Raw genomic sequence first — 24,966 nt, forward strand, 5'->3', positions numbered from 1 at the left:
AGAGAAGGGATTTCGATGAGCACACTCGACACACAGTTTCACCAGCTGCACCAGGATGGCCTGCTGATCCTGACCAACGTCGCCGATGCCACCGGTGCGCGACTGGTCGAGCACGCGGGCGGCAAAGCGGTCGCCACCAGCAGCGCGGCAGTGGCCTGGGCCCATGGTTATCCGGACGGCAATACCCTGCCCCTCGAACGCTTGATGTCCACCGTGGAGTCCATCGCCCGGGTGATCAAGGTGCCGCTGAGCGTGGACATCGAAGCCGGTTATTCCGATGACCTGGGGCGCGTGGCCGAGGTCATCGATGCGGTGCTGGCCGCTGGTGCGGTCGGGATCAATATCGAGGACGGCAGCGGCGCACCGGAGCTGTTGGCGCGCAAGATCGAAGTGGCGCGGCAAGTCGCTCAGAAGCGTGATGTGAAGCTGTTCATCAACGCCCGCACCGACGTTTACCTAAAAGGCTTGGTCCCGGCGCAAGACCGCGTCGCTGAAACCCTGCGGCGCTCGGCGCTGTACCAGGCGGCCGGGGCTGATGGTTTGTTCGCGGCCGGCGTCACCGCTGCCTATGAAATCGAGGCGATCTGCAAAGGCACATCGTTGCCGGTCAACGTCCTGGGGTTCGCCAGCCTGCCCTCGCCCGAGGAGCTTCAGGCCCTGGGTGTGCGCCGTTTGAGCGCCGGCTCCGGCATCGCCGAGTTCCTCTATGGCGCAATGGATACCCTGGTGAAAAGTTTCCTTGCCAGCGGCAAGCTCGACACCCATGCGCTCAAGGCGCTGACCTACGGCGAAGTCAACGGTCTGCTGAAATAAGCATGGCCGAGCGTTATCAAGCGGCCCGCAAACATCTGGCCGCACTCGACGAGGACTGGCAGCGGCACATCAGCGCTGTCGGCCCCTGCCTGCATCAACCGCACCCGGCGCGTGATCCTTACGAGTCGCTGGTGCGGGCGATTGCCTATCAGCAACTGCACGCCAAGGCCGGCGACGCGATTGTCGGGCGTCTGGTGGCGTTGTTTCCCGGGCAGACGTTCCCCCGACCTGCGCAGATTCTGGCGGCGGGCTTCGATCAACTGCGCGGCTGTGGCTTCTCGGCGGGCAAGATCGCGACGATTCAGGGCATCGCCCAGGCAAGCCTGGACGGCGTGGTGCCGGATTATCCCACCGCGCTGGCGATGGACGACGAGGCGTTGATCGAGCGCCTCGTCAGCCTGCGCGGGGTTGGCCGCTGGACTGTGGAGATGCTGCTGATTTACAGCCTGGAGCGCATGGATATCCTGCCAGCGGACGACTTTGGCGTGCGCGAGGGCTACCGGCGATTGAAGGGGCTGGAAGTGCAGCCGACGCGCAAGCAGATGATCGAAATCGGCCTGACGTGGAGCCCGTACCGGACGGTGGCAGCGTGGTATTTGTGGCGCGTGGCAAAACCGTTGCCCTCACCCTTGCCCTCTCCCTCCATGAGAGGGCAAGGGTGAGGGTTGGCTTTTCACAGACCTGATTTCAACTTGCTGAACGCCCGGATCAACGCCCGGTTGAACACCTTGCCATTGTCATTCTTGCTGTACAGCGAAGCCCGCACCGCCTCTGACGGGTACGTCCCCGGATCATTGCGGATCGACGCATCCACCAAGCCGTCCGCCGCCGTGATCGCGTTGGCGTAGTGGATGGTGTCGGTGATTGGCGCAATCACCTCGGGGGTCATCAGGTAATCCATCAACGCCAGCCCGGCCTGCGGATGCGGTGCATCCTTGGGAATGACCATGGCGTCAAACCAGATCAGCGTGCCTTCTTTCGGGATGCGGTAACTGAGCTTGAACGGCTTGTTCGCCGCCTGCGCCTGCCCTGCCGCAATCGCCACGTTGCCGTTCCACGACATCGCTACGCAGGTGTTGCCGTTGGCCAGGTCGCTGATGTTCAGGTCATTGTCGAAGTAGCGAATGTACGGGCGGATCTTCGCCAGTTGCTGCTCGGCGAGTTTCAGGTCGTCGAGGCTCTGCCGGTTGATGTCCAGGCCCATGTATTTCATGACCGCCGCGAACACCTCGTTCGGGTCGTTGAGCAGGCTCACCCCGCAATCGGCAAATTTCGATACCACCGCCGGGTCGAACAGCATCGCCCAGCTGTCGGTTGGCGCATTCGGCAGGCGCTGCCGGATCGCGTCTTCCCGATAACCCACCCCGGTGGTGCCCCAGGCATAGATCCCGGCGTAGCGGTTGCCCGGATCGAACACCGCCATGTGCTGGCGAAACTCTTCACCCACCCCGGTAAAGTGCGGCACCCGTGCCTTGTCCAACGGCTGGATCGCGCCGCTCTCGATGGCCCGCGACAGGTGCTGGCCGGCGGTCAGCACCAGGTCATAGCCACTACGTCCGGTGAGTAGTTTGGTCTCCACGGTTTCCAGCGAATCGAAGTGATCGGCGACCACGTGAATGCCGGTTTTTGCTTCGAAATTCTTCAGCGTATCCGGGGCCAGGTATTCGCCCCAGATGTACAGGTTAACCACCGGTTTGGCCGTGTCGGCGGCCTGCACACACAGGGGTGCAAGCACCAGCAGTAACGCTTGAGTCAGTTTGTGCAGGCCCATCATTACACCCCCTTTTTGTAAGGCGTGCCGGCGTACTGCGGCATGGTGATACACGCGACGTTGCCGCCACCGAGAAGGATTTCCCGGGAGTTTTCAATGCCGACGATCTTGTGCTGCGGGAACAGTTCGGCAAGGGTCGCCAGTGCCACCTGATCGTTGCGATCACCAAACAGCGGCACCACGATCGAGCTGTTGCCGGCGTAGTAGTTGATGTACGACGCACAGATTTTCGTGCCGGCCTGACGGGTGTGGGTGCTGTCCTGCTGATCAAGGCCTTCGGCTTCTTCGGCGGTCCACTCCAGCACGTCCGGTTGCGGCAGCTTGTGCACGATCAACTCGCGACCGCGACTGTCGCGGGTGCTGCGCAGGATGTCGTAGGCCTCCTGATAGATTTCCCATTGCGGGTCGTTGCGGTTGTCGGTCCATTGCAGCACCACTTCGCCGGGACGCACGAAACATGCGAGGTCATCGACATGGCCGTCGGTTTCATCGAACTTGCAGCCACGTGGCAGCCAGATCACCTGCTCGGCACCGAGGTAATCGGTCAGGCGCCGGGTGACTTCGTCCTTGCCCAGATGCTGGTTGCGATTGCGGTTGAGCAGGCATTGTTCGGTGGTGAGGATGCTGCCCTGGCCGTCGCTCTGGATGCCGCCCAGTTCGGCAATCAGCGGTGCGCGGTAGCGGTCGAAACGCTCGATTTCGAGGATCTTGCTGGCGATCTGATCGTCCTTGTCCCACGGGTAGTAGAGACCGCCGTCCAGGCCACCGTAGGCGTTGAACTCGAAATCGACGCCGCGCACTTCGCCGCGCTCATCGTTGACCACAAAGCAGGGGCCGCTGTCGCGGAACCAGGTGTCGTTGCAGGTCATCTCGACCACGCGCACTTGCGGCGGCAACTGGCGGCGGGCGGTGGCGAATTGCGCGGCCGAAGCGCAGACGGTGACGGGTTCGCTGTGGGAGATCGCCGTGACAATCTGCACCCAGACTTTCTGCGCCGGTTTCGCGCCGTTGCGCCACACGTCGGTGCGCTCCGGCCAGCCGAGCCAGCAGCCGGTCTTGCGTTCGAATTCGCCGGGCAGACGGAAGCCGTCGCGTTTAGGGGTAGAGTCGAGCAAACGTGCCATGATCAAACCTCGTCTTGGGGATGGGAATGACCACAGGCTACGGTCGCGGACGCGTGGCCCGCCAACGATGATTATTTCGGAACCGTTGAATTCAATTCATCAATCGGCCAACTGATCGTTGAACCATTCGAGCATCTGCGCGACCGCCGGACGCTCCAGGCGCAGCCGTTCGCAAACCAGCGCGTATTGGCCGAGCGCGGTCATGCTGGAGGTGAATGGCCGCACCAGTCGCCCGCTCAGCAAGTCCTCGTGCGCGGTAAGGTTGTCGCCCATCGCCACCCCCTGCCCCTGCGCCGCCGCTTCCAGCGCCAGCCCGGCATGGGCGAAATACAGTTGGCGCTGCGGACGTAGATCGCCGGCATGACTGGTGAGCCACGCGGTCCAGGTCTTGCCGTCCTGGTCGTCGTGCAGCAGGCAATGGCGCGCGAGGTCTTTCGGGGTTTTCAACGTGCCCTGGTTGAACAGCCCGGGGCTGCACACCGGGAAGAACTGCAGCGCCGGCAACGGCCGCACGAAGTAGGCGCTGCTATCCACCGGGCCTGTGCCGTAGGTGATCGCCAGATCGATGTCTTCACCGGGCGCGCTGGCGTCGATCGGCTGTTCGTAGAGATGCAGGGTGATGTGCGGGTAGCGCGCATAGAAATCGGTGAGGCGGTTCATCAGCCACTTTTGCGCCAGTTCTGCCGTCACAGCCAGGCGCAATACCGCCAACGACGAGGGGTCGCGCAGTTCATCGCAGGCCTCGCCGATCAGTTCAAAGGCTTGCTGCAGGCTTTGCATCAGGCGTCCGGCGGCGATGGTCGGGCGGATCTGCCGGCCTTCGCGGATGAACAGCGAAACGCCGAGTTGCTCTTCGAGCTGACGGATCTGGTGGCTGACCGCACTGTCAGTGACGCACAGCTCAGCGGCAGCGCGGCCGAAATGCGCATGACGGGCGGCGCACTCGAAGGTTCGCAGAGCGGCCAGTGAGGGGAGTTTTCGCATGGGGTGATCCCTTTTTTGTGGGCCATGCTGACCGGGCTGGCGGTGGGCGTCCAGTGGCTGCGCGTTATCGTTCTTCGCGAGCAAGCCCGCTCCCACATTTTGAAATGCGTTCCCCCGTGGGAGCGGGCTCGCTCGCGAAGGCGTCAGCATGATCGCCACAAACCTTCTAGGCTGAACCGGACTACTTCAGCCCACCGGAGGCCCCTCATGCACCTCGAAGGCTCCTGCCACTGCGGCGCCGTCACCTTCAGCCTGACCAGCGCCCACCCTTACCCTTATCAACGCTGCTACTGCTCGATCTGCCGCAAGACCCAGGGCGGTGGTGGCTATGCGATCAACCTCGGTGGCGACTCGACAAGCCTCAAGGTCCAGGGTCGCAAGAACATCAGCATCTACCACGCGAAAATGAAGGACGAAGGCGAAAAGCGCGCCCACCGCAGCACCGCCGAACGGCATTTCTGCTCACAGTGCGGCAGCGCTTTGTGGCTGTTCAGCCCGCAATGGCCGGAGTTGATCCACCCGTTCGCCTCGGCCATCGACACGCCATTGCCGACACCGCCGGAACATACGCATTTGATGCTCGGCTCGAAGGCGCCATGGGTTGAGGTGGACGCAACGCCTGGGGACAAGCAGTTTGAGGTTTATCCCGAAGAGTCGATTGCGCAGTGGCATGAACGGTTGGGGCTGGTCAAATGAGTCGGGAATTGCGGTGTGATTGATGGCCTCTTCGCGAGCAAGCCCGCACCCACATTTGGAATGCATTCAACCTGTGGGAGCGAGCCTGCTCGCGAAGAAGCCGGGACTGGCAACGCAGATCAATCCAGATGCGCCCAGGTCATCCGAAACGACGCCCCACCCCAAACCGACTCCCCCACTTCGACCTGCCCGCCATGGGATTGCGACACCCGCCGCACCAGTGCCAGCCCCAAACCAAAGCCGCCCGTGCGCCGATCACGGCTGGCATCGAGCCGCGAGAACGGCTCGAAGATCTTCTCCCGCCCGTCCACCGGCACACCCGGGCCGTCGTCGTTGACCCGCACCTCGTAATAATCACCGGTGCGCACCAGCGTTACTTCAACGCGCTGTTCGGCATAACGAATAGCATTGCGTAGCAGATTGATCACCGCCCGCGCCATGAATCGCGGCTCGATGCGCACTGTGTCGATCCGACAATCACCGATCAGCAATTGCACCCCCGCCGCTTCTGCCTCCAGCGCCACGCTGCCGACCACGCTGTCGAGCCAGTTGGCGGCCTGAATGTTCTCACGCTTGATCACCGTTGCACCGCGTTCCAGGCTGGCGTAGGTCAGCAGTTCGGAGACCATTTCCTCCAGCTCGCCAAGATCGGCGTACATGTCGGCGATCAGTTCGCGGTTCTGGCTGGCGTCCGGTTGCTGCTTGAGCTGATCGAGCTCAAACGACAGCCGCGCAATCGGCGTACGCAGTTCATGGGATACGGCGTTGGTCAGCTCGCGCTGATTGGCGATCAGGCTCTCGATGCGCGCCGCCATCAGGTTGAAGTGCTCGGCCAGGTCGCGGATGTTCGAGCGCTTGGACAGTTGAATGCGCACCGACAGGTCGTTATCGCCAAAGCGCTCGGCGGCCAGGCGCAGTTTCTCCAGATCGCGCCAGTGCGGGCGCACCCAGAAGAACAAGACGATGCCGATCAGCACCGCGAGCATCGCGTAAGCCACCGCAATGTAGAACGGCATCAGGCTCGGCTCCGGCGGCAACTTGATGCTGAGCAACTGCGAACCACCGTCGATGTTGCTGATGAACTGGGTGTAGTTGTCGCGAATCACCAGCAGGTTCTGCGCCAGCTCGGATTTTTCTTCAGGGCTGAGAGCCAGTTGATCAGCCTCCACCAGCTTCAGCGACAAGCCGTAGTGCGGGCGCAGCGCCTCCAGTTGCTGCTCGCGCGCCGCGCCTTGCTGATCGCGCATGTGCTCGACCAGTGACCACGCCTGCCCACGCACCGCTTCACGGTTGTAGGCCTGCATCTGATTGTCGAGCAATGCGTTGAAGGTGTGCTCGACGGTTTGCAGGGCCAGCACCAGCCCCACCGTCATCACCAGAAACAGCCCGAGGAATAACCGCAGCATCTACAGCTCCCACGCGAACGGATTGAACAGATAGCCCTTGCCCCACACGGTCTTGATGCAGACCGGCTCGCGGGGATTGTCCTTGAGCTTGTTGCGCAATTTGCTGATGTACACGTCGACACTGCGATTGAGCCCGTCGAAGGCAATGCCGCGCATGCGGTTGAGGATGTCATCGCGCGACAGGGTCTTGCCGGCAGCGCTGGCCAGCAGCCACAACAGCTCGAACTCCATGGTGGTCATTTCAATGATTTCGCCGGCCAGGCGCACTTCGCGACAGCTGCGATCAATGCTCAACCGGCCGAACTCCAGCGAGCTGACGACGCCGCTGTCCGGCACCTGGCGCCGCTGCAAGGCGCGCAGCCGCGCCAGCAGCACCGGCGGCTTGATCGGTTTGATCACGTAGTCATCGGCGCCGGATTCCAGGCCGAGAATGTGGTCGAGGTCGTCTTCCTTGGCGGTGAGGATGACAATCGGCGTGTCCGACACGCTGCGGATTTCCCGGCACACGTGCAGCCCACTCTGCCCCGGCAGCATCAGGTCGAGCACCACCACTTTGGGCTGGAACTCGAGAAACGCGGCCATCGCCAGATCACCGCGATGCACTGCGCGCACCTCGTAGCCATGCTGTTCGAGAAAGTGCGCAATCAGCGTGGCCAGACGCTCATCGTCTTCGACCAGCAGGACTTTGCCAAAACCCAGGTTATCCATAACGACCGTCTGCCAACCCATGTGTGAAGTGGCCGACATTATGGCGGCAATCGCGGGTGTGGCGTGGTTGCAGGCAGCAAAAACCGGCCACTGGGGCCGGTTTTCGGTGATATTTCATACTCTTAAGAGTTTTTAACAGTTTGTGTGTCAGGCCGCGGCCGGCACACCGCTGTGGAAGCGAAACTCTTCATCCGGCGATTCGATCAGTTCCTGCTCGGCAGCGCGGACCTTTTCGATCACCTGGGCGATGTCCTTCGCGTCGCCGTACTGGTAAGCCAGCTTCAGATAACCCTGAAAATGCCGCGCCTCGCTTTTCAGCAGGCCGAAATAGAACTTGCCGAGTTCTTCGTCCAGATGCGGCACCAGCGCCTCGAAACGCTCGCAACTGCGTGCTTCGATGAACGCGCCGACCACCAGCGTATCGACCAGTTTCACCGGCTCGTGACTGCGCACCACTTTGCGCAGGCCGGAGGCATAACGCCCGGCATGCAGCTGGCGCAACTCGATCTTGCGGCGCTTCATGATGCGCATGACTTGTTCGTGGTGCACCAACTCTTCCCGGGCCAGACGCGACATCATGTTGATCAGGTCGACGTGGGAATGGTACTTGGCAATCAGGCTCAGCGCGGTGCTGGCGGCCTTGAACTCGCAGTTCTTGTGGTCGATCAGCAGTGTTTCCTGGTCGGCCAGTGCAGCCTGGACCCAGGCGTCGGGCGTGCGGCAGCCAAGGAATTCGTGGATTTCGGGCAGGATCATGGGGCTCACGGTAAAGGTATTGGCGCGAAGGGCGCCGATTATACCGGCCTGCCCGCAGACCACCAGTCGCAGGCGTTGATATGCATCAAGTCGCAGGCCGATGAGCAGCAACTATAGTTGTGCAACGCCGTGCCTTTTCTTTGCTGGAGACTCCGCTCATGCAAGCCATTCGCAGCATTCTGGTGGTCATCGAACCCGAACATTCGGAAAGCCTGGCGCTCAAGCGCGCCAAGTTGATCGCCGGCGTGACCCAGGCGCATCTGCACCTGCTGGTGTGTGACCGCAAACACGACCACGCCGGCATGCTCGGCGTGCTCAAAGCCGCGCTGATCGCCGACGGCTACAGCGTGACCACCGAACAGGCGTGGAACGAGAGCCTGCACGAAACCATCATCGATGTGCAGCAGGCCGAAGGCTGCGGGCTGGTGATCAAACAGCACTTTCCTGACAGCGCGCTGAAAAAAGCCTTGCTGACCCCGGCGGACTGGAAACTGCTGCGTCACTGCCCGACCCCGGTGCTGCTGGTGAAAACCTGCACACCATGGAAGGACCGGGTGATTCTGGCAGCGGTCGACGTGGGCAACGCCGATGGCGAACACCGGCATTTGCACACGACGATCATCGATCACGGCTTTGACATCGCCAGCCTGGCCAAAGGGCATCTGCATGTAATCAGTGCGCACCCGTCGCCGATGCTCTCGGCGGCTGACCCGACCTTTCAGCTCAAGGAAACCATCGAGGCCAGGTATCGCGAGCAATGCCGGGCGTTTCAGGCCGAATTCGATGTCGATGACGCTCATCTGCACATCGAAGAAGGCCCGGCGGATGTGCTGATCCCGTTCATGGCGCACAAGCTGGAAGCGGCGGTGACCGTCATCGGCACTGTGGCGCGGACCGGGTTGTCAGGGGCGCTGATCGGCAATACCGCCGAAGTGGTGCTTGATTCGCTGGAAAGCGATGTGCTGGTGCTCAAGCCGCAGGAGGTTGAGGACCATCTGGTGGAGCTGGCGGTGAAGCACTGAGAATTGCGCTGTATTGGATGGACCCTTCGCGAGCAAGCCCGCTCCCACATTTGAAATGCACTCCTACCTTTGGAATGCATTCCTCTGTGGGAGCGGGCTTGCTCGCGAAGCTTTTGATCTTCAGGCGCCAAAGGCGTCCTTGAGGAAGCCGGGCGCAATGTAGCGCTGGTAATGCGCTTCCGACAGCAGGAAGAATTCCCGATCAATGGCATCGCGCAGTTCCGGCAGGTTCCAGTCGCGGAACTCCGGCAGCAACACCATCCCATAGGCTTCCAGATTAATGATCACCCGCGCCCCGCGAGCAATCAGCTGATAGGCCCAGCAATATTCCGACTGGTGCGGCACGAAGCGGATCTTGCGCTGCTCCAACTGCTGGCGCAGGCGCGCCGAATCGAAGATCTCGACCTTGCCCGCCATCACTTGTGACAGCAATTGCTCAAGACGCAACCACACCGCGCGCTTTTCCTCCTCGTTGTAACCATTCCAATTGATCACTTCGTGGTGGAAACGCTTGCAGCCGCGGCACACCAGATCTCCGTAAACAGTGGAGCAGAGGCCGACGCAGGGGGTCTTGATGGTCTGATTGGGCATAAATTGGCAAAACACTGAAACGCGGAACAGGCCGGCATGTTAGCCCTTTGTCGGGCATTGATCACCCCTCAAACGTCAGGGACAAGCGCTGGATCGCGGTTTGCTCCGCCCGCGCACAACGCCACCAAAGTCCAATAGAGTCCGACTTACCTTTAAATTTTTTTTGCCGTAGAATCAGCCAGCCTTTTAAGGCGCCAATGTCCGTTAGAAGCTGTTTTCAAAGCGTCACGAGCACAGTCGTTCCTTCAGAGCGGTGTTGGCGAAGGGTTTTTCCAGCGGGGAAAAGCCCAACGCCAACCCTCATCAGCTCCCCGTTCTGCAGGCGTAAAACTTTGAAAGCAGCTTCTGTAAGGAATTGCCGGTAATTCTGGCCAAACGACCCACAACGTCGTGAGGTGCATGAGTACGGCAATTTCGGGATGAGCGTCCCGGACACCCATTTGGGACCACTGATGAGGGTAATAACTGTGCTTGAAGCCTACCGCAAACATATCGAAGAGCGTGCAGCCCTGGGTATCGTTCCCCAGCCGCTTAACGCCGAACAAACTGCAGGCCTGGTCGAGCTGCTGAAGAATCCTCCGGCTGGCGAAGAAGCTTTCCTCGTTGACCTGATCACCAATCGCGTACCACCTGGAGTGGACGAAGCCGCTTACGTCAAAGCCGGTTTCCTGTCGGCTCTGGCCAAAGGCGAAGTCTCCTCCCCTCTGCTGGACAAGAAGCGCGCTGTAGAACTGCTCGGCACCATGCAGGGCGGCTACAACATCGTGACCCTGGTCGAACTGCTGGACAACGCCGAGCTGGCGCCCGTGGCTGCCGAAGAACTCAAGCACACCCTGCTGATGTTCGATGCCTTCCACGACGTGGCTGAAAAAGCCAAGAACGGCAACGCTCACGCCAAAGCCGTGCTGCAATCCTGGGCTGACGGCGAGTGGTTCAAGAAGCGCCCTGTTCTGGCCGACAAGATCAGCCTGCGCGTGTTCAAGGTCACCGGCGAAACCAACACCGACGACCTGTCCCCTGCTCCAGATGCCTGGTCGCGTCCTGACATCCCGCTGCACGCCCTGGCCATGCTGAAAATGGCCCGTGACGGCATCGTTCCGGACGAGCAAGGCAAGACCGGCCCGATGAAGCAGATCGAAGAAATGCGCGGTCAAGGCTTCCCGATCGCCTACGTCGGTGACGTGGTCGGTACCGGTTCCTCGCGTAAATCCGCAACCAACTCGGTCCTGTGGTTCTTCGGCGATGACATCCCTTACGTGCCGAACAAGCGCGCTGGCGGTTTCTGCTTCGGCAGCAAAATCGCTCCGATCTTCTACAACACCATGGAAGATGCCGGCGCACTGCCAATCGAGTTCGACGTTACCAACATGAACATGGGCGACGTGATCGACCTGTACCCGCATGCTGGCAAAGTCTGCAAACACGGCACTGACGAAGTCCTGACCACCTTCGAAATGAAGACCCCGGTTCTGTTGGACGAAGTACGTGCCGGCGGCCGTATTCCGCTGATCATCGGCCGTGGCCTGACCGAGAAGGCTCGCGCCGAACTGGGTCTGCCTGCGTTCGATCTGTTCAAAAAGCCTGAAGCACCGGCTGAAAGCACCAAGGGTTTCACCCTGGCGCAGAAAATGGTCGGCAAGGCGTGCGGTCTGGCAGAAGGCCAAGGCGTACGTCCTGGCACCTACTGCGAACCGAAGATGACCACCGTAGGTTCTCAGGACACCACCGGTCCGATGACCCGTGACGAACTGAAAGACCTGGCGTGCCTGGGCTTCTCCGCTGATCTGGTCATGCAGTCCTTCTGCCACACCGCGGCGTATCCGAAGCCGATCGACGTGACCACCCACCACACCCTGCCTGACTTCATCATGACCCGCGGCGGCGTTTCCCTGCGTCCGGGCGACGGCATCATCCACTCGTGGCTGAACCGCATGCTGCTGCCAGACACCGTCGGTACCGGTGGTGACTCGCACACCCGTTTCCCGATGGGCATCTCGTTCCCGGCCGGTTCCGGTCTGGTCGCGTTCGCCGCTGCCACCGGCGTCATGCCGCTGGACATGCCGGAATCGATCCTGGTGCGCTTCAAAGGCAAGATGAAACCTGGCATCACCCTGCGTGACCTGGTTCATGCCATTCCTTACTTCGCCATCCAGAACGGTCTGCTGACCGTCGAGAAGAAAGGCAAGAAAAACGCCTTCTCCGGCCGCATCCTGGAAATCGAAGGCCTGGAAGGTCTGACCCTGGAACAGGCGTTCGAACTGTCCGACGCCTCGGCCGAACGTTCGGCTGCCGGCTGCACCATCAAGCTGTCGAAAGAGTCGATCACCGAGTACCTGAACTCCAACATCACTCTGCTGCGCTGGATGATCGGCGAAGGCTACGGCGACGCACGTACCCTGGAACGTCGCGCTCAAGCGATGGAAGCCTGGGTTGCCAACCCGGAACTGATGGAAGCCGATGCCGACGCCGAATACGCCGAAGTCATCGAAATCGATCTGGCCGACATCAGCGAGCCGGTACTGTGCGCGCCGAACGACCCGGACGATGCCCGTCTGCTGTCCAGCGTTGCTGGCGAGAAGATCGACGAAGTGTTCATCGGTTCGTGCATGACCAACATCGGTCACTTCCGCGCTGCCGGTAAACTGCTGGATCAGGTCAAGGGTCAGCTGCCAACCCGTCTGTGGCTGTCGCCACCGACCAAGATGGACGCTCACCAACTGACCGAAGAAGGCTACTACGGCATCTACGGCAAGGCCGGCGCACGCATGGAAATGCCAGGCTGCTCGCTGTGCATGGGTAACCAGGCACGCGTTGAGCCGAACAGCACCGTGGTCTCGACGTCCACCCGTAACTTCCCGAACCGTCTGGGCGACGGCGCGAACGTCTACCTGGCTTCGGCCGAACTGGCGTCCGTTGCTTCGATCCTGGGTCGCCTGCCGACCGTCGAGGAGTACATGGAATACGCTGGCAAGATCGACAGCATGGCGGCCGATGTCTACCGCTACCTGTCCTTCGACCAGATCGCCGAGTTCCGTGAAGCTGCTGCGAACGCCAAGATCCCGGTCGTTCAAGCCTAACGTTGCAACGCAATGAAAAACGCCGCCCATCGTGAGATGAGCGGCGTTTTTTTATGCCTGAATGACCTGTGGGAGCGGGCTTGCTCGCGAATGCGGTGTGTCAGCTACATTTTTATCGACTGACACAACGCTATCGCGAGCAGGCTCACTCCTACAGGGGGTTATGGGTTGAGCTTGCGGGCCTGCTGCACCGCGCCATCCACGCTCAACCCACTGAGGATCACCCCGTTGGCCGTCACCTCCGGCAACGCCTCCAGCACCGCCAGCGCTTCATGCTTGAGCCGCGCCAGAATCAGCCGCTTGCCTTCCTGATGCACCCGCAGAAAAAACTCCTGCATCGCCTCGATACTGGTGCCATCCAGATCCGGGGTTTCTTCAAGACTGAAGATCACCGTGTGCACCGGCGCGTCCGAATGCCGGATCAGACGCAATGCCGCGCCGAGAATCCGCTCCACATTGGCAAAGAACAACGCCTCACTGGGCCGCACAATCAACACCCCCGGCTCAGAGACAGCCGTCGGATGGCGCTGCAGATCGACAAAATCATGCCCGCCGTCGATCCGCCCGAGCACCTGAATATCCGCTGCCGACATCTGCTTGAGCATCAGCAACACGCTGATGGCCACCGACACCAGCAGTCCATCCAGAATCCCCAGCACCAGCACCGCCCCTACCGCACACAACACCAGCACCCGGTCCCGGCGCCAGATGAAATAGCGTCCCAGCGGCTGCAGACTCAAACCACGGCCCAGCGCATGCATGACGATGGCGGCCAGAATCGGTTCCGGTGTCAGGGCAATCCACGGCAATACGGTCAGCACGATCACCAGCACCACCAGCGCCGCCACGCCCCCGGCCCAGCGTGAAGTTGCCCCGGCCGCCTCGTTCGCCGACGTCGCCGAATACCCTGCCCCCGCCGGCATGCCATGAAACAGCCCGGACAACAGGTTCGATGCACCCAACGCCAGCAGGTCACGGTTGGAGGTCACACGATCACCGTGCTTGAGCGCGAACGAACTGATCGAGCCGTAAGACTCGGCATACAGAATCATCACCAGCGCAAACCCTACTTCGCCCAGCCGCAGCCAATCGGCGAACGGCAGCACCGGCAGGTTCGGCACCTCCAGGCTCAGGTCGATCAAGCCGATCAGCGGCACGCCATGTGCCGGCAGATTCAGCCATTGCCCGGCAACGATGCCGATCACCACCACCAGCAAACCACCGGGCACCCGTGGAAAGCGGGCAAACAACCCCAACAATACCAACGCGACCGCCGCCACAGCGGCGGCCGGCCAGTTCCATTGCGGCAATTGTTCAAGCAGTTGCGGGGCGAAACGCACCAGATTGGCATCAGTCAGGTGCACGCCGACCACACTGGCGACCTGCTTGAGAATGATGGTCAGCGCCAGGCCGAAGGCAAATCCGCGCAACACCGGTTTGGCGATAAACGAGGTGACGCTGCCGAAACGAAAGATCCCCGCCAGCAAGAACAGCCCGCCAGTGACCAGCACCAGCCCGACCGCCAGCGTCGCGCGCAACTGCGGGTCACCATTGGCCATGGTCGCGGTGGCCGCCGCCAGTACCGCCGCAGATGAAGATGTCGCCGAAACAATGGCAAAGCGGCTGGTGCCAAACAGCCCATAGCAGAGCAGCCCGGCAAACAGCGCGATCACCCCCGCCTGCGGCGCCAGCGCGGCGATGGTCGAATAAGCGACCGCTTCGGGCAACAGCAGACCGGCAATCGACAGACCGGCGAGGATGTCCTGCCAGCGATTGGGTGGTGCTACAGGTTGGGGCGCGCTCGACAATCCACTGTCTCCAGACGAAAAAAAGCCGCTGTGCGCATCACGCACAGCGGCCACTGTAGCTGAGTATCCGGCGCTTTGGCTTACGCCGTCAGCGAATAAATCACCGCCGAAATGGCCACCAGACCTACCGCGGTAACGAACACGTTCGATGCCTGACCGCGATAGCGCGCCATCGCTGGCACTTTGCGAATCGCGTACATCGGCATCAGGAACAGGATCGCCGCGATCACCGGACCACCGACAGCCTCGATCATCCCGAGAATGCTCGGGTTCAGGGTCGCAACGATCCAGCACACCACCAGCATGAACGCCGCGACGATGCGATCCAGGGCCTTGGCGCCCGGACGCTTGCCGCTTTTGACGATCAGGCCCTTGAGGCCTTCGCTGGCGCCGATGTAGTGACCGAGAAACGACTTGGAGATCGCCACGAATGCAATCAACGGCGCCGCAAACGCAATGGCCGGGTTGCTGAAGTGGTTAGCCAGATAGGACAGGATCGACAGGTTCTGCGCCTTGGCTTCAGCCAGTTGCTCCGGCGACAGGGTCAGCACGCAACTGAAGACGAAGAACAGCACCATCACCACCATCAACAGGTGTGCACGGCAGAGGATCTGCGAGCTGCGCTGCTCCGCATTGGCACCGTAACGACGCTTCTGGTCCACCGCGAACGCCGAAATGATCGGCGAATGGTTGAACGAGAACACCATCACCGGGATCGCCAGCCACAGCGTGTGCAGCAATGCCGACGGCGCTGGCACTTGCGATGCCGTGGTGAGAATACCGCCGGTCCAGTGCGGGATCAGGTACACCGCGAGGAACAGCAGCGCGACGATGAACGGATAGACCATCAGGCTCATCGCCTTGACGATCGCCGTTTCGCCGCAACGCACCACAGCCAGCAGGCCGAGGATCAGCACGAACGACAGCAACACGCGTGGCGGCGGCGTGATATGCAGTTGGTGTTCAAGGAAGCTGGCGACCGTGTTGGTCAGGCCGACGCTGTAGATCAGCAGGATCGGGAAGATGGCGAAGAAGTACAGCAGGGTGATCAGCGCACCGGCCTTGATGCCGAAATGTTGCTCGACCACGTCGGTGATGTCGGCGCCTTCGCGACCGGAGAGCACGAAGCGGGTCAAGCCGCGGTGGGCGAAGAAGGTCATCGGGAAGGCCAGCAGCGCGAGGATCACCAGCGGCCAGAAGCCACCCAGACCCGCGTTGATCGGCAAAAACAGGGTACCGGCGCCAATGGCCGTCCCGAACAGTCCCAACATCCACGTGGTGTCATGGCGATTCCAGCTCGACAGTTCAGCTGGTGCTGCCGCTTCATAGCGTGCGTCGACGCTATTGGCCTGATCATTCATCCGGTCGGATCTCCGCATTCCGGTCACTTGCCACTCGGTCAGGACGCGTCGGAAAAAACCGACAGACATGCTCCGGCCGAAACAGGGGCGCGATTCTCCGCGATAAATGAGCAGAAGCAAAGACTTAGCTGAGGAATGGTTGTACGGATCAGATAACCAGGTTGTCGTTTTCTGGAAAATGACTGTCGGCAACAGGTATGCGCCATGTCGTTTTCTGGCAAGCTTCAGTGCAATGTGCGATCGGGAAGACTTGATCAGATCGATCGGGCCAGGAGGAATCCGAGTGACATGCAAAAAAGGCCGAACACCAGCATTCCCCAGATTGGGTACATATCGCCCTTGTTTTTAATACGCATTCTTTCCTCCCACTCATCGTGCTCTCGTTCCAGTTCTTCCATTCTGGCTTTGTGGTCATAGGTGCTCATGTCGATGTCCCTTGCTGAGTGATAGACCTGTCTGTCGTGAAACGCGCACGCTCAATACTTGAAAAAAAAGCCTGCTACTGCAGTGATGGCTGTCGCAATCCCAGCCAATACTGCGAGCGGATACAAATTCGTTTCCCTGCTTAGCTTTTTTTCTTCCGCCAGAAGTTTTTTTCTTTCGGCTATGAGTTTGCGTGTTTCATTTTGGAGCCGTTCGAGCTCCAGATGTTCTCGATTGTTTTGAAGCATTCGCCTTCCTTGGCTGTTGGCAGTGACTGCCCGGGCTGCTCTGTGCCCACATGATTTCGCGTTCATCGCCGTTCCGATAGCAGATGCATCCGCCAACTTCGTAGGCAGAATCCGCAAGTTTCGTAGGTAGCCACCGACGCTTTCGCAAGCTGGCTCATACCCACAGGTGATCACCTTCCAAAGGTGGGAGCGAGCCTGCTCGCGAAGGCGTCGGTTCAAGCACCCGATACTTTCAATTTCGCCCAATTCATCTAGCGTCAATGAGTCCCCTGCCCCATGGAGTCTCTGCCCATGCCCCTCGTCCGCGTCGAAATCAAGAAACACGCCGATCCCACGTTCGCCAAACGCATCGGCGAGCAGATCTACGCCGCCATGCGCAACACCATCAACGTACCGGAGCATGACAACTTCCAGATCCTCAACGAGCACGATGCCGAGCATTTCATCTTCGACCCGCAATATCTCGGCATCCAGCGCACAGACCAACTGGTGATCATCCAGATCACCCTCAACGAAGGCCGAACCCTGGAGCAGAAAAAAGCCCTGTACCAGACCATCGCGCAAAGCCTGAACACGCAACTGGGCATACGCTTGGAAGACGTGTTCATCAATCTGGTGGAGGTCAAAAAGGAGAACTGGTCGTTCGGCAATGGCATCGCGCAATACGCCAGTTGACAGCCCTTCACTGCCGCCAGCATGATCGGCCCATGAACCTGCGCCCGCTGCACCTCACCCGTACCACCACGACCGCCACCGGCGGGTCTTGGTGTGGCTGTCTGAGGTGAATCCAGCGCAGTGAACCCAAGGCCCCGCCAGCAATGGACGGGGCCTTGTTGTTTCTCCCGTCCGTGCGGCACTTGCAACCCTCAAGGAGAAACACCATGTCCGCAGCTCTGTTGGTAATCGATATGCAGGTCGGTCTGTTCCATGGCCCGGAAAAACCCCACGACGGCGCACGGGTGCTGGCCAACATCCGGCACCTGATCAATCTGGCACGTCAGCAGCACATGCCGGTCTACGCCGCACGCCACACCGGCCCGCAAGATTCGCCGATAGGCGCCGGCAGTCCGTTCTGGCAATTGCTGCCGGAACTCGAACTGCGCGCTGACGCCGACCACCTGTTCGACAAGTCCCGGCCCAATGCCTTCCACGGCACCGGACTGGCGCAGCAGCTCAAAGCCGCGGGGATCGAAGACCTGTACCTCGTCGGCATGAAGACTCAGTTCTGCATCGATGCCACCTGCCGTGCCGCCGCCGACCTGGGCTTCAAACCGGTGCTGGTGGCCGACGCACATACATGCATGGACACCCCGGTGCTGCCGGCCAAAGCCATCATCGAGCACCACAACGCCACCCTCGGTGGCGCCTTCGCGCGACTGATCAACAGTGCCGACGCGAGCTTCTGACGAAGCGTCCACGCGCCCCCCGTTTCAGCTCCTACACTGGCTGAAGCGGGGCTGCAGCCACCATTGCCAAACCGCTCTGGAATCAGCACTCTGACACGACTCTCGCGACCGAACCGCCATTGATCAACAGGAGCCGCGCAATGCCCGCCACCGTTCTGGTACTGGTTGAAACCATCAATGACTATCTGCCGATTCTCGAGCATCAGGGTTTTCACCTGATCCTCGCGCCAACCCCTGCCGAACGGGCGCAAGCCATCGCCACCCATGGCTCGCGAATCGACGCCGTACTGACCCGAGGCCCACTGGGCCTGACCGCCGATGAAATCGCAGCCCTGCCGATCCTGAAGATCATCACCGTGATCGGTGCCGGGTATGAACACGTTGACCTGCAGGCGGCCAGCGACCGCGGGATCACCGTGACCAACGGCGCTGGAGTCAACGCCTCGTCGGTGGCCGACCACGCGATGGCGATGCTGCTGGCATTGGTGCGCGACATTCCGCGCTGCGACGCCGCCGTGCGCCGGGGTGAGTGGCCGAAAATCATGCGCCCGTCGCTGGCCAATAAACGCCTGGGGATTCTCGGCCTGGGCGCGGTGGGCATGGCGATTGCCAAGCGCGCCCACCTCGGTTTTGACATGCAGATCAGTTACCACAACCGCCAGGTTCGCAGCGATGTGCCATACGCATTCTGTTCGACGCCGACCGAACTGGCGCGGGCCGCGGATTTTCTGATCGTTGCCACGCCCGGCGGCATCGGTACCCAGCATCTGGTAACCCGCCCGGTGCTCGACGCATTGGGCCCGAAAGGTTTCATCGTCAATATTGCAAGGGCCAGCGTGATCGCCACCGCCGACCTGATCATCGCCCTTGAGCAACGGCGGATTGCCGGCGCTGCACTGGATGTGTTCGATCACGAACCGCAAGTACCGGATGCGCTGAAAACCTTGAACAACGTGATTCTTACGCCGCACGTTGCGGGGCTGTCACCGGAAGCCACCCGAGGCACGGTAGAACTGGTAGGGAAAAACCTCGTGGCGTTCTTTTCCGGTCAGCCGGTGCTGACGCCAATTGCGCTGCCGCCGCGCCTGGGCAATCAGCGGGTGCACTAAAGCACCCCGAGCAAGGTCCACAAGCGCCGCGATTCGGCGTCCGCCGAGATCAACTCGCCGAGTAACTCACTCAACGGTTTATTGCCCCACTCCACCCCGCGACGAATCAGATACGGCACAGGGCTGTGCGGTTCGGTGCGGGCCAGGTACTCGGCAATCAGCAGCAGTTGTCGGTAAGCCTCTTCACGACTGGCCGGCTCGCGAAACGCTTGCGCAGCCGGCGCCTCTGCATCCGGTTGCGCCACGGCGACAGGAACCTCAACCACCGCAGGTGGCGGTGCCGGCTGTTGTGGGTGCATGGCAATGAACTCCTGAACCAGCGTCAGCAACGCTTGAATGGTTTCCTGCAAGGGGCGAAATCCCGGCCCCTGCTCACCCAGATACGCATCGCTCCAGGCGTCCAGCCGCTGCAGATGCTGCAGGCTCAGCAGCAGATTGCCCTGCATGCGCAACCAGAACCCCATGGGTGTAACGCGGATCTGGTCGCCGAGTTTCTTCTGTTCGTTGCGCGCGGTGTCAGCCGAAGTCTTGGCGTTTTTGCTGTCATTGGCCTTGACCTGCTGCACCTGCAAGCGGCGCCAGACGTCCAGGGTGTAGACCTCGAAATCACTGTTGTGCGCGCCGAACAGTGGCACCCGCGTCAGCAGGACTTCACTGTAGCGGCGCACCAGCCATTCCAGCGGAATCACCCGCCACGACTGGTCGCCGTCCTCGGCTTGCGGGTGCACTTGCTCGGGGTAGCGCTCGCACAGGCCGGCGATCAGCGCGAGGCTGCCGGGCAAGCCGTCCAGTGCTTGCAGATGCAGCCACGCCTCGCCCAGCCACGCGGCAAGCATCAGATCTTTGCTGCGCTCCAGCAGCAGCGTCGTGGTGAGCGCTTCCACGTCCGGCCAGCTCGCCCGCTTGATCGCCGACTGCCAGACCCCGGTCGGCAGGCTGGTGTCATCCTCGCGGCGCAAGTCACGCAACTGGTCGTACTCGCGCTCATAGCGCAAATCCACCCCGCAGGGTTGCTCGACGCTGATGGGCGCCAGCAACTGATCGATCAGGTCCGGCAAAGTCGTCGATGGCAGGCTCACAGCCCCTCCTCTTTACGCACGTCCAGGGCGGCGGTGGCGCCGGTCAGTTGATACGGCGAACGCGGTGCACGGGTCGGCAACGGCGGAATCGCCAGCGGCAGTTTCGAACCCTGACTCATCAGCGACAGGCGCACGAACATCCGCGTGAATTCGCTGGTGACGCTGTCGGTCGCCGCCGTCACCGGCAGGCGCAGCGCCAGTGGAAAGTCGGTGTAATCGAGGTTTGGCTGACGCTGCACGGAAAAATGCGCACGCATCAGCCGCAGTAACGACCAGGGGCCGCCGTACTCCCAACCGGCCTCCATGTCGCGCACCACCAGGTTCGGTTGCAGCGGGTCGTTGACCGGGCGCTCCTTGCCGTTACGCGCCCAACGCAAGGTCAGGCGAATCGGCTGGCCGACCATCCAGCGCAGGTTCGGCTGTTCCGCGCCGGGGTAGCTGATCTGCTGATTACCCGCCAGCAGGCCCCAGGCAATCACCTGATCGGCCCCCCTTTCTTCCTCGCGATCGGTGCGCCAGCGCACGTCGAGCTCAACCCCGAGAATGCCGCTCTTGTCACGCACGAACAGCGGCGTCAGCCACACGCTGGCCTGCTTCAGGCGATTGAGAAAATCTTCGGCGGCCAGCCGCTCCGGAGTCTGGCTCAGGACCAGTCCGGCCTGGGCGACCGCCAGACGCTTGTCGACGATTTCCAGAAAGTGCTGGACCCGCGCCGGGTCGGCATCTTGCGCCTGTACACCGTTGGCAAACGGAAAGCGATCGGCGAGGTATTGGTTGAAGTAGGTCGCCAGCTCGTTCCACGCCGCCGCAGCCTGCTGCTGTTGCAGGAACTGGCAGCGCTGCATGGCGCTCTGTTGCAACTCCACCGCGCGCATCGCCAGAGTGCCACGGCCACCGGCGATGTTGGCCGACTGCAACAGCTGCACGCAGGTGCCGGTGTCCATCTCGACAAAGTCACGGCTGACCAGTTGCTCGATCTGCGCGGGCGAGCTGGCCGGGTTGGCGTCCTTGTACTTGAGCAGTTCGTCGTTGAGCGCGCTGAACTGGGTCACTCGTTCGTAATCGATCGCCGACAGATTGCCCTGCTGCGTCATCAGCCACTGCAACGCCGAGGTGCGCCGCTCGGTGATGCCGAGCATGGTATTGAATTGCTGCTTGAGGCTCAGCTTCAGGTCCTGCACATCACTGGCGCCGTACAGTTGCAGACCGAGGTTTTTCGAGCCGTCCCACTGGCTGATTTCGGTACGACCGCCGAACAACGGCTGCGCGGTGATTTCCTCCAGGCCGCTGACGATCTGCGCCAACGCCCGCCGGTTCAACGCCCCCTGCAGGCGCGACGCCAGATCGCTGCGATGCACCTCGACGAAGGCTTTCTGCAGGGCCATCGCCTGCTCTGCCTGCACGTTGAACACGGCGTAAGGATGAGTCTGATCGTTGTGATCCTTGAGGCTCAGCCACATCGCCTGAGCGGCGGCGCTTTCAGCGGCCTGCAGCAAGGCTTCGCGATACGCCGGCGGGATGCGCGGCAACTCTTCGGCGACATAACTCTTGTAGCTGGCGAAATAGCTGAGCGAGGTATTGAGGTCGTCACCGTCGACCGTCTGGCCCTGCAGGTTGACGTTGTCCTGGCTGGCGCGCATCGCAACCGACACGAAGTCGCGCTTGAACAGCGCCTGCACCGCGTTGTTGAGCTTGACCACCTGTTCCTGCAACGCCAGTTGCCCGCTGCCCTGCTGCACCAGCAAGTTACCGCGCGAACCGACCTGGGCAATCCACTGATCGCGAAAGCTCTGTTGCAGCTTGCTCGCCTGCTGGTCCAGTTGCTGCTCGACCGCCGGCCCGAGCAATGAACTCTTGCGCACCTTGTCGAGGAAATCGCGATAGCCCGGCACCAGTTCCTGGCCCTTGCCGCGACTCCAGGTCGAGTTGGTCAGGGCGATGGCCGCTTGCAGATCGTCGATCAGCGCACGCAGATCCTCCAGCTCGCTCAGGCTGTTACCACTGCCCGCCTCCAATTGCTCAAGATGCAGCTTGAGGTAACCGGCCTTGCTGACGAAGTTGTCGGCGAGGAAATACTGATCGAGCCAACGCTCCATCATCCCGGTGAAGTTGCTGACGATCAGCGGCCGCTCCACGCTCAGGTCCAGCGCCTGCAACTCGCCGCTGTCGCCCGCCGCCAGCAGCCGATTGTAGTAAGCGGCGTGGGGCAAGGTGGCGGAGTTGAGGTTCAGTGACAACGCGCTGTTGCTCAGTTGCACCAGATCATCCAGCGGCACCCGCTGGTTATTCTGCACTTCACCGAACAGCTGGTTCTGTTGCTCAAGACGCAGCGCGCGATCCACCAGATCGCTCGCTTTCTGATAGTTCTGCCACTGCGCCGGGTCTTCGCTTTCCACACTGTTGCGTCGGTCGGTGCTGCGGATTGCCTTGATTTTCGCCAGTTCCGCGACCAGCAGGTCGTGCAGCGGTACCAGCATGTGGCGCTGGGTGGAGCGAAACAGCTCCTGCTCCAGCCGGGTGTCGAAGGAGGAAAACCACGAGCTCGGAAACACCAGCGACGCGTAATGCCAGTGCGGGGCTTTTTCCAGCACCCGCCAGAAGCTCTGCACGTTGCGCCGGGTCGGCTCGATCCGGTGCGCCTCGTCGGTAACCGCGACATAACTCTTCTGCGCGCCCTGCATCAGCCGCGCCAGTTCGTGAGCATCGCGCACCGCATCGCGCCAGATCCAGACCATCGCCACCGCCCACACCACCCCGACCACCAGCGCAACACCGGCGGTGATCCGCTGCCAACGCTGGCGCAAACGCAACAGACGCGGCACGCCCTGGGCCAGGCCCCGTTCGCCCACCAGTCGCTCGCGCCACAACGGACGCACGAACGCACTGCGCTGCAAGCCGCTGTCGTCCGCGGAAAAACCGTCCAGCGCATCTTCCGACGGCTGATTGGCGGTCAGATACACACCGCGAAAACACGGCGCCTCACCTTGAGCATTACCCTGAAATACCGGCTCGAGCACATTCTGCAAGCCGCGACGCAATGTCTCCAGGCGCTCCGGCAAGGCATACAGGTCGGCACTCAAGTGCCCGGACAACGTGCCGATTTCGATCACCGCTTCTGACACCGCGCGGTGCAGGCAATCCAGCGCCTGATCGCTCCACTGGCCCTGCCACACCGCGTCGCGGGCGTAGGGTGACGACCAGCCCAGGGTGCGCTCGCGAACTTCGTCGGGCAGTGCGCTGATCAGTTCCTGAAACCCGGGCAACTCCTCAAGGCCGGTGATGATCACGTACACCGGCACACTCAAGCCGAAACGTTGCAACAGGTCGATGAAGCGGCGGCGCGCCGCCAGACCGAGCTGGGTGGCCTGCTCCAGATTGCCCAGACGATTGGCCGGTACGGTCCAGATCACCCCGTCCAGCGGGCGCTTGCTGCGCAGACGCAACATCAGCCCGAGCAGACGCCACCAGCCACCACGCTGCAGGTGCATGCCGTCTTCGGGCAGGAACAACGCCTGCGGCACCACCAGCACCGCACCTTCGGGATCGGACCACCAGCGACCGAACCACGCCGGTTTGTCGGTCGGCTGCAAACGCCATTCGCTGACCAGTTGCGTGCCCTGGGCTTCATCGCCGAGCAACAGCAGCCATGGCAACTGATAACGATCGTGACTGCCCTGTTCTTGCTCCATGTGCCGCACCGCAGCATAAAAGCTGCGAATTGCCGCCCCGCTCTGGGTGCGCAACCACCACACGGCTAAGGCGATGATCACCAGCAGCAACAGCAGCGCGACGCCCCACGCGACCATCGACAGGACGCTCATGAGTCTTGCTCCGCCGTGATCGCCGGATCGCTGACTTGCAGCACAGGCTCCAGCTCCGAGCGAATGTCACGCCAGAAAAACTGCCCGAGGCCGGTCAGCAGCAGCACCATCGCGAGAATGCCCAGCGCCAGCCGAAAACCGTCCGGCAAAGCGCTACGCACCGGCAGTTGCAGCGGCGCGCCCCGTGAAGGCTGCAGCAGCCGCTGGCTGACATCGGCGTAACTGGCGTTGTCCTGCCAGGCAAAATTGAACAACGCCAGACGCCATTTCTCCAGTTGCGCCTGGCTGTGTTCGCCGCGCAGACGACCGTGGAAACCGAGGATCAGGCACTGCAGATAGACGTTGGCCAGATCACGGCTGGTGGGTTGCTGTTCGTCGAGCAGCGTCTGTATCGCCGCCGGCAGTTGCTCGCCGGCCTGCCGACTGGCGTACAGCCGCGACTCCAGCGGCTTGTCCTGCCAGGCGGCCTGTCCGGGCCAGGGCGTAAACAGCAGCGTTTCATCGACCAGTGCGACAAACGCGTAAACCAGCGCCTTGACCTGTTCGGTCGCCGAATCGCCGACCCGCGAATACGCCGTGCGCCACAACCGTTGCGAAGCCTGGGTCGACAACTCGACCACGGTGTCCACCAGCGCCGCTTCGTCTTCGCTGTCCTTGGGCAACTGGCTCCAGTCCACTTGCCATTGCTGCCAGGTCTGGCGGAACGCGCTGCTCAGCGGTGCGTCCTGCAACCCCAGGCTTGCGGCACTTCCTTGGGACATAC

General features: G+C 61.6%; 22 protein-coding genes. 8 read left to right on the plus strand and 14 right to left on the minus strand.

Annotated elements, in window-relative coordinates; translation table 11 throughout:
• The first annotated feature begins 15 nt into the window (after window positions 1-15).
• Window positions 16-813 (plus strand): isocitrate lyase/PEP mutase family protein, encoded by a 798-nt coding sequence (locus AC1UK9_RS16190; RefSeq protein ID WP_482577978.1) that lies wholly within the window; start codon window positions 16-18, stop codon window positions 811-813.
• Between the two features lie 2 nt (window positions 814-815).
• The gene (locus AC1UK9_RS16195; RefSeq protein WP_482577979.1) at window positions 816-1,475 is read left to right on the plus strand and encodes a DNA-3-methyladenine glycosylase family protein; all 660 of its coding nucleotides are present in this window, start codon (window positions 816-818) and stop codon (window positions 1,473-1,475) included.
• A gap of 11 nt (window positions 1,476-1,486) precedes the next feature.
• Here the strand turns inward: AC1UK9_RS16195 and AC1UK9_RS16200 are convergent, their stop codons facing one another.
• The 3 genes from AC1UK9_RS16200 to AC1UK9_RS16210 all read right to left on the minus strand — a co-directional run bounded on the left by AC1UK9_RS16200 (window position 1,487) and on the right by AC1UK9_RS16210 (window position 4,692).
• Entirely contained in the window at window positions 1,487-2,584 is a 1,098-nt protein-coding gene (locus tag AC1UK9_RS16200; RefSeq protein ID WP_482580480.1) for an extracellular solute-binding protein, read from the minus strand.
• Window positions 2,585-2,586: 2 nt separating this feature from the next.
• Window positions 2,587-3,708, minus strand: a complete 1,122-nt coding sequence (aguA, locus tag AC1UK9_RS16205; RefSeq protein WP_482577980.1) for an agmatine deiminase — start codon at window positions 3,706-3,708, stop codon at window positions 2,587-2,589.
• Between the two features lie 99 nt (window positions 3,709-3,807).
• Window positions 3,808-4,692 carry a LysR substrate-binding domain-containing protein gene (locus AC1UK9_RS16210; protein ID WP_473012801.1) on the minus strand — a complete coding sequence of 295 codons (885 nt, stop codon included), beginning with the start codon at window positions 4,690-4,692 and terminating at the stop codon, window positions 3,808-3,810.
• 207 nt (window positions 4,693-4,899) lie between these two features.
• Between AC1UK9_RS16210 and AC1UK9_RS16215 the strand changes: the two genes are divergently transcribed.
• The gene (locus AC1UK9_RS16215) at window positions 4,900-5,388 is read left to right on the plus strand and encodes a GFA family protein (protein ID WP_473012802.1); all 489 of its coding nucleotides are present in this window, start codon (window positions 4,900-4,902) and stop codon (window positions 5,386-5,388) included.
• A 119-nt stretch (window positions 5,389-5,507) separates the two neighbouring features.
• Here AC1UK9_RS16215 and AC1UK9_RS16220 read toward each other — a convergent pair whose 3' ends face one another.
• The 3 genes from AC1UK9_RS16220 to AC1UK9_RS16230 form a co-directional block, all read right to left on the minus strand.
• Window positions 5,508-6,794 (minus strand): ATP-binding protein, encoded by a 1,287-nt coding sequence (locus AC1UK9_RS16220; RefSeq protein WP_025111471.1) that lies wholly within the window; start codon window positions 6,792-6,794, stop codon window positions 5,508-5,510.
• Window positions 6,795-7,502 (minus strand): response regulator, encoded by a 708-nt coding sequence (locus AC1UK9_RS16225; protein WP_025111470.1) that lies wholly within the window; start codon window positions 7,500-7,502, stop codon window positions 6,795-6,797.
• A 147-nt stretch (window positions 7,503-7,649) separates the two neighbouring features.
• Entirely contained in the window at window positions 7,650-8,258 is a 609-nt protein-coding gene (locus tag AC1UK9_RS16230) for a MiaE family protein (protein ID WP_025111469.1), read from the minus strand.
• A gap of 158 nt (window positions 8,259-8,416) precedes the next feature.
• Here AC1UK9_RS16230 and AC1UK9_RS16235 point away from each other — a divergent pair, with 158 nt between their 5' ends.
• Window positions 8,417-9,280 (plus strand): universal stress protein, encoded by an 864-nt coding sequence (locus tag AC1UK9_RS16235; protein WP_482577981.1) that lies wholly within the window; start codon window positions 8,417-8,419, stop codon window positions 9,278-9,280.
• Window positions 9,281-9,400: 120 nt separating this feature from the next.
• Here the strand turns inward: AC1UK9_RS16235 and AC1UK9_RS16240 are convergent, their stop codons facing one another.
• Complete coding sequence (locus AC1UK9_RS16240) at window positions 9,401-9,871, minus strand: DUF1289 domain-containing protein (RefSeq protein WP_025111467.1); 471 nt, start codon at window positions 9,869-9,871, stop codon at window positions 9,401-9,403.
• 467 nt (window positions 9,872-10,338) lie between these two features.
• Here AC1UK9_RS16240 and acnB point away from each other — a divergent pair, with 467 nt between their 5' ends.
• Window positions 10,339-12,948, plus strand: a complete 2,610-nt coding sequence (gene acnB / locus AC1UK9_RS16245) for a bifunctional aconitate hydratase 2/2-methylisocitrate dehydratase (RefSeq protein ID WP_025111466.1) — start codon at window positions 10,339-10,341, stop codon at window positions 12,946-12,948.
• Window positions 12,949-13,109: 161 nt separating this feature from the next.
• Here the strand turns inward: acnB and AC1UK9_RS16250 are convergent, their stop codons facing one another.
• The 4 genes from AC1UK9_RS16250 to AC1UK9_RS16265 form a co-directional block, all read right to left on the minus strand.
• A complete protein-coding gene (locus AC1UK9_RS16250; RefSeq protein ID WP_482577982.1) occupies window positions 13,110-14,756 on the minus strand; it encodes a SulP family inorganic anion transporter in 1,647 nt (548 codons plus the stop codon).
• A gap of 80 nt (window positions 14,757-14,836) precedes the next feature.
• Entirely contained in the window at window positions 14,837-16,117 is a 1,281-nt protein-coding gene (locus AC1UK9_RS16255; protein WP_025111464.1) for a serine/threonine transporter, read from the minus strand.
• Window positions 16,118-16,371: 254 nt separating this feature from the next.
• Window positions 16,372-16,542 (minus strand): hypothetical protein, encoded by a 171-nt coding sequence (locus tag AC1UK9_RS16260; RefSeq protein ID WP_177327348.1) that lies wholly within the window; start codon window positions 16,540-16,542, stop codon window positions 16,372-16,374.
• A 51-nt stretch (window positions 16,543-16,593) separates the two neighbouring features.
• Window positions 16,594-16,788 (minus strand): hypothetical protein, encoded by a 195-nt coding sequence (locus tag AC1UK9_RS16265; RefSeq protein ID WP_482577983.1) that lies wholly within the window; start codon window positions 16,786-16,788, stop codon window positions 16,594-16,596.
• A 291-nt stretch (window positions 16,789-17,079) separates the two neighbouring features.
• Between AC1UK9_RS16265 and AC1UK9_RS16270 the strand changes: the two genes are divergently transcribed.
• The 3 genes from AC1UK9_RS16270 (at window position 17,080) to AC1UK9_RS16280 (ending at window position 19,303) form a co-directional block, all read left to right on the plus strand.
• Window positions 17,080-17,463 carry a tautomerase family protein gene (locus tag AC1UK9_RS16270; protein WP_473012807.1) on the plus strand — a complete coding sequence of 128 codons (384 nt, stop codon included), beginning with the start codon at window positions 17,080-17,082 and terminating at the stop codon, window positions 17,461-17,463.
• A gap of 206 nt (window positions 17,464-17,669) precedes the next feature.
• Window positions 17,670-18,194, plus strand: coding sequence for a cysteine hydrolase family protein (locus AC1UK9_RS16275; RefSeq protein ID WP_482577984.1), 525 nt, complete (start codon window positions 17,670-17,672; stop codon window positions 18,192-18,194).
• Between the two features lie 140 nt (window positions 18,195-18,334).
• The gene (locus AC1UK9_RS16280; protein ID WP_473012809.1) at window positions 18,335-19,303 is read left to right on the plus strand and encodes a 2-hydroxyacid dehydrogenase; all 969 of its coding nucleotides are present in this window, start codon (window positions 18,335-18,337) and stop codon (window positions 19,301-19,303) included.
• Here AC1UK9_RS16280 and tssA read toward each other — a convergent pair.
• From tssA to AC1UK9_RS16295, 3 genes are read right to left on the minus strand one after another with little or no spacing between them, the layout of a single operon-like run.
• Window positions 19,300-20,382 carry a type VI secretion system protein TssA gene (tssA, locus tag AC1UK9_RS16285; RefSeq protein ID WP_482577985.1) on the minus strand — a complete coding sequence of 361 codons (1,083 nt, stop codon included), beginning with the start codon at window positions 20,380-20,382 and terminating at the stop codon, window positions 19,300-19,302. The two genes, AC1UK9_RS16280 and tssA, sit on opposite strands and share 4 nt — an antisense overlap.
• The gene (locus tag AC1UK9_RS16290; protein ID WP_482577986.1) at window positions 20,379-24,203 is read right to left on the minus strand and encodes a type VI secretion system protein; all 3,825 of its coding nucleotides are present in this window, start codon (window positions 24,201-24,203) and stop codon (window positions 20,379-20,381) included. Before AC1UK9_RS16290 ends, tssA begins: the two co-directional genes overlap by 4 nt.
• Window positions 24,200-24,964: a DotU/TssL family secretion system protein gene (locus AC1UK9_RS16295; RefSeq protein WP_482577987.1), complete on the minus strand. Its 765-nt coding sequence runs from the start codon at window positions 24,962-24,964 to the stop codon at window positions 24,200-24,202. The genes AC1UK9_RS16290 and AC1UK9_RS16295 overlap by 4 nt, the downstream gene beginning before the upstream one ends.
• Window positions 24,965-24,966: the final 2 nt, after the last annotated feature.

This window comes from Pseudomonas sp. AK-TSAG1-1 (genome assembly GCF_056821665.1).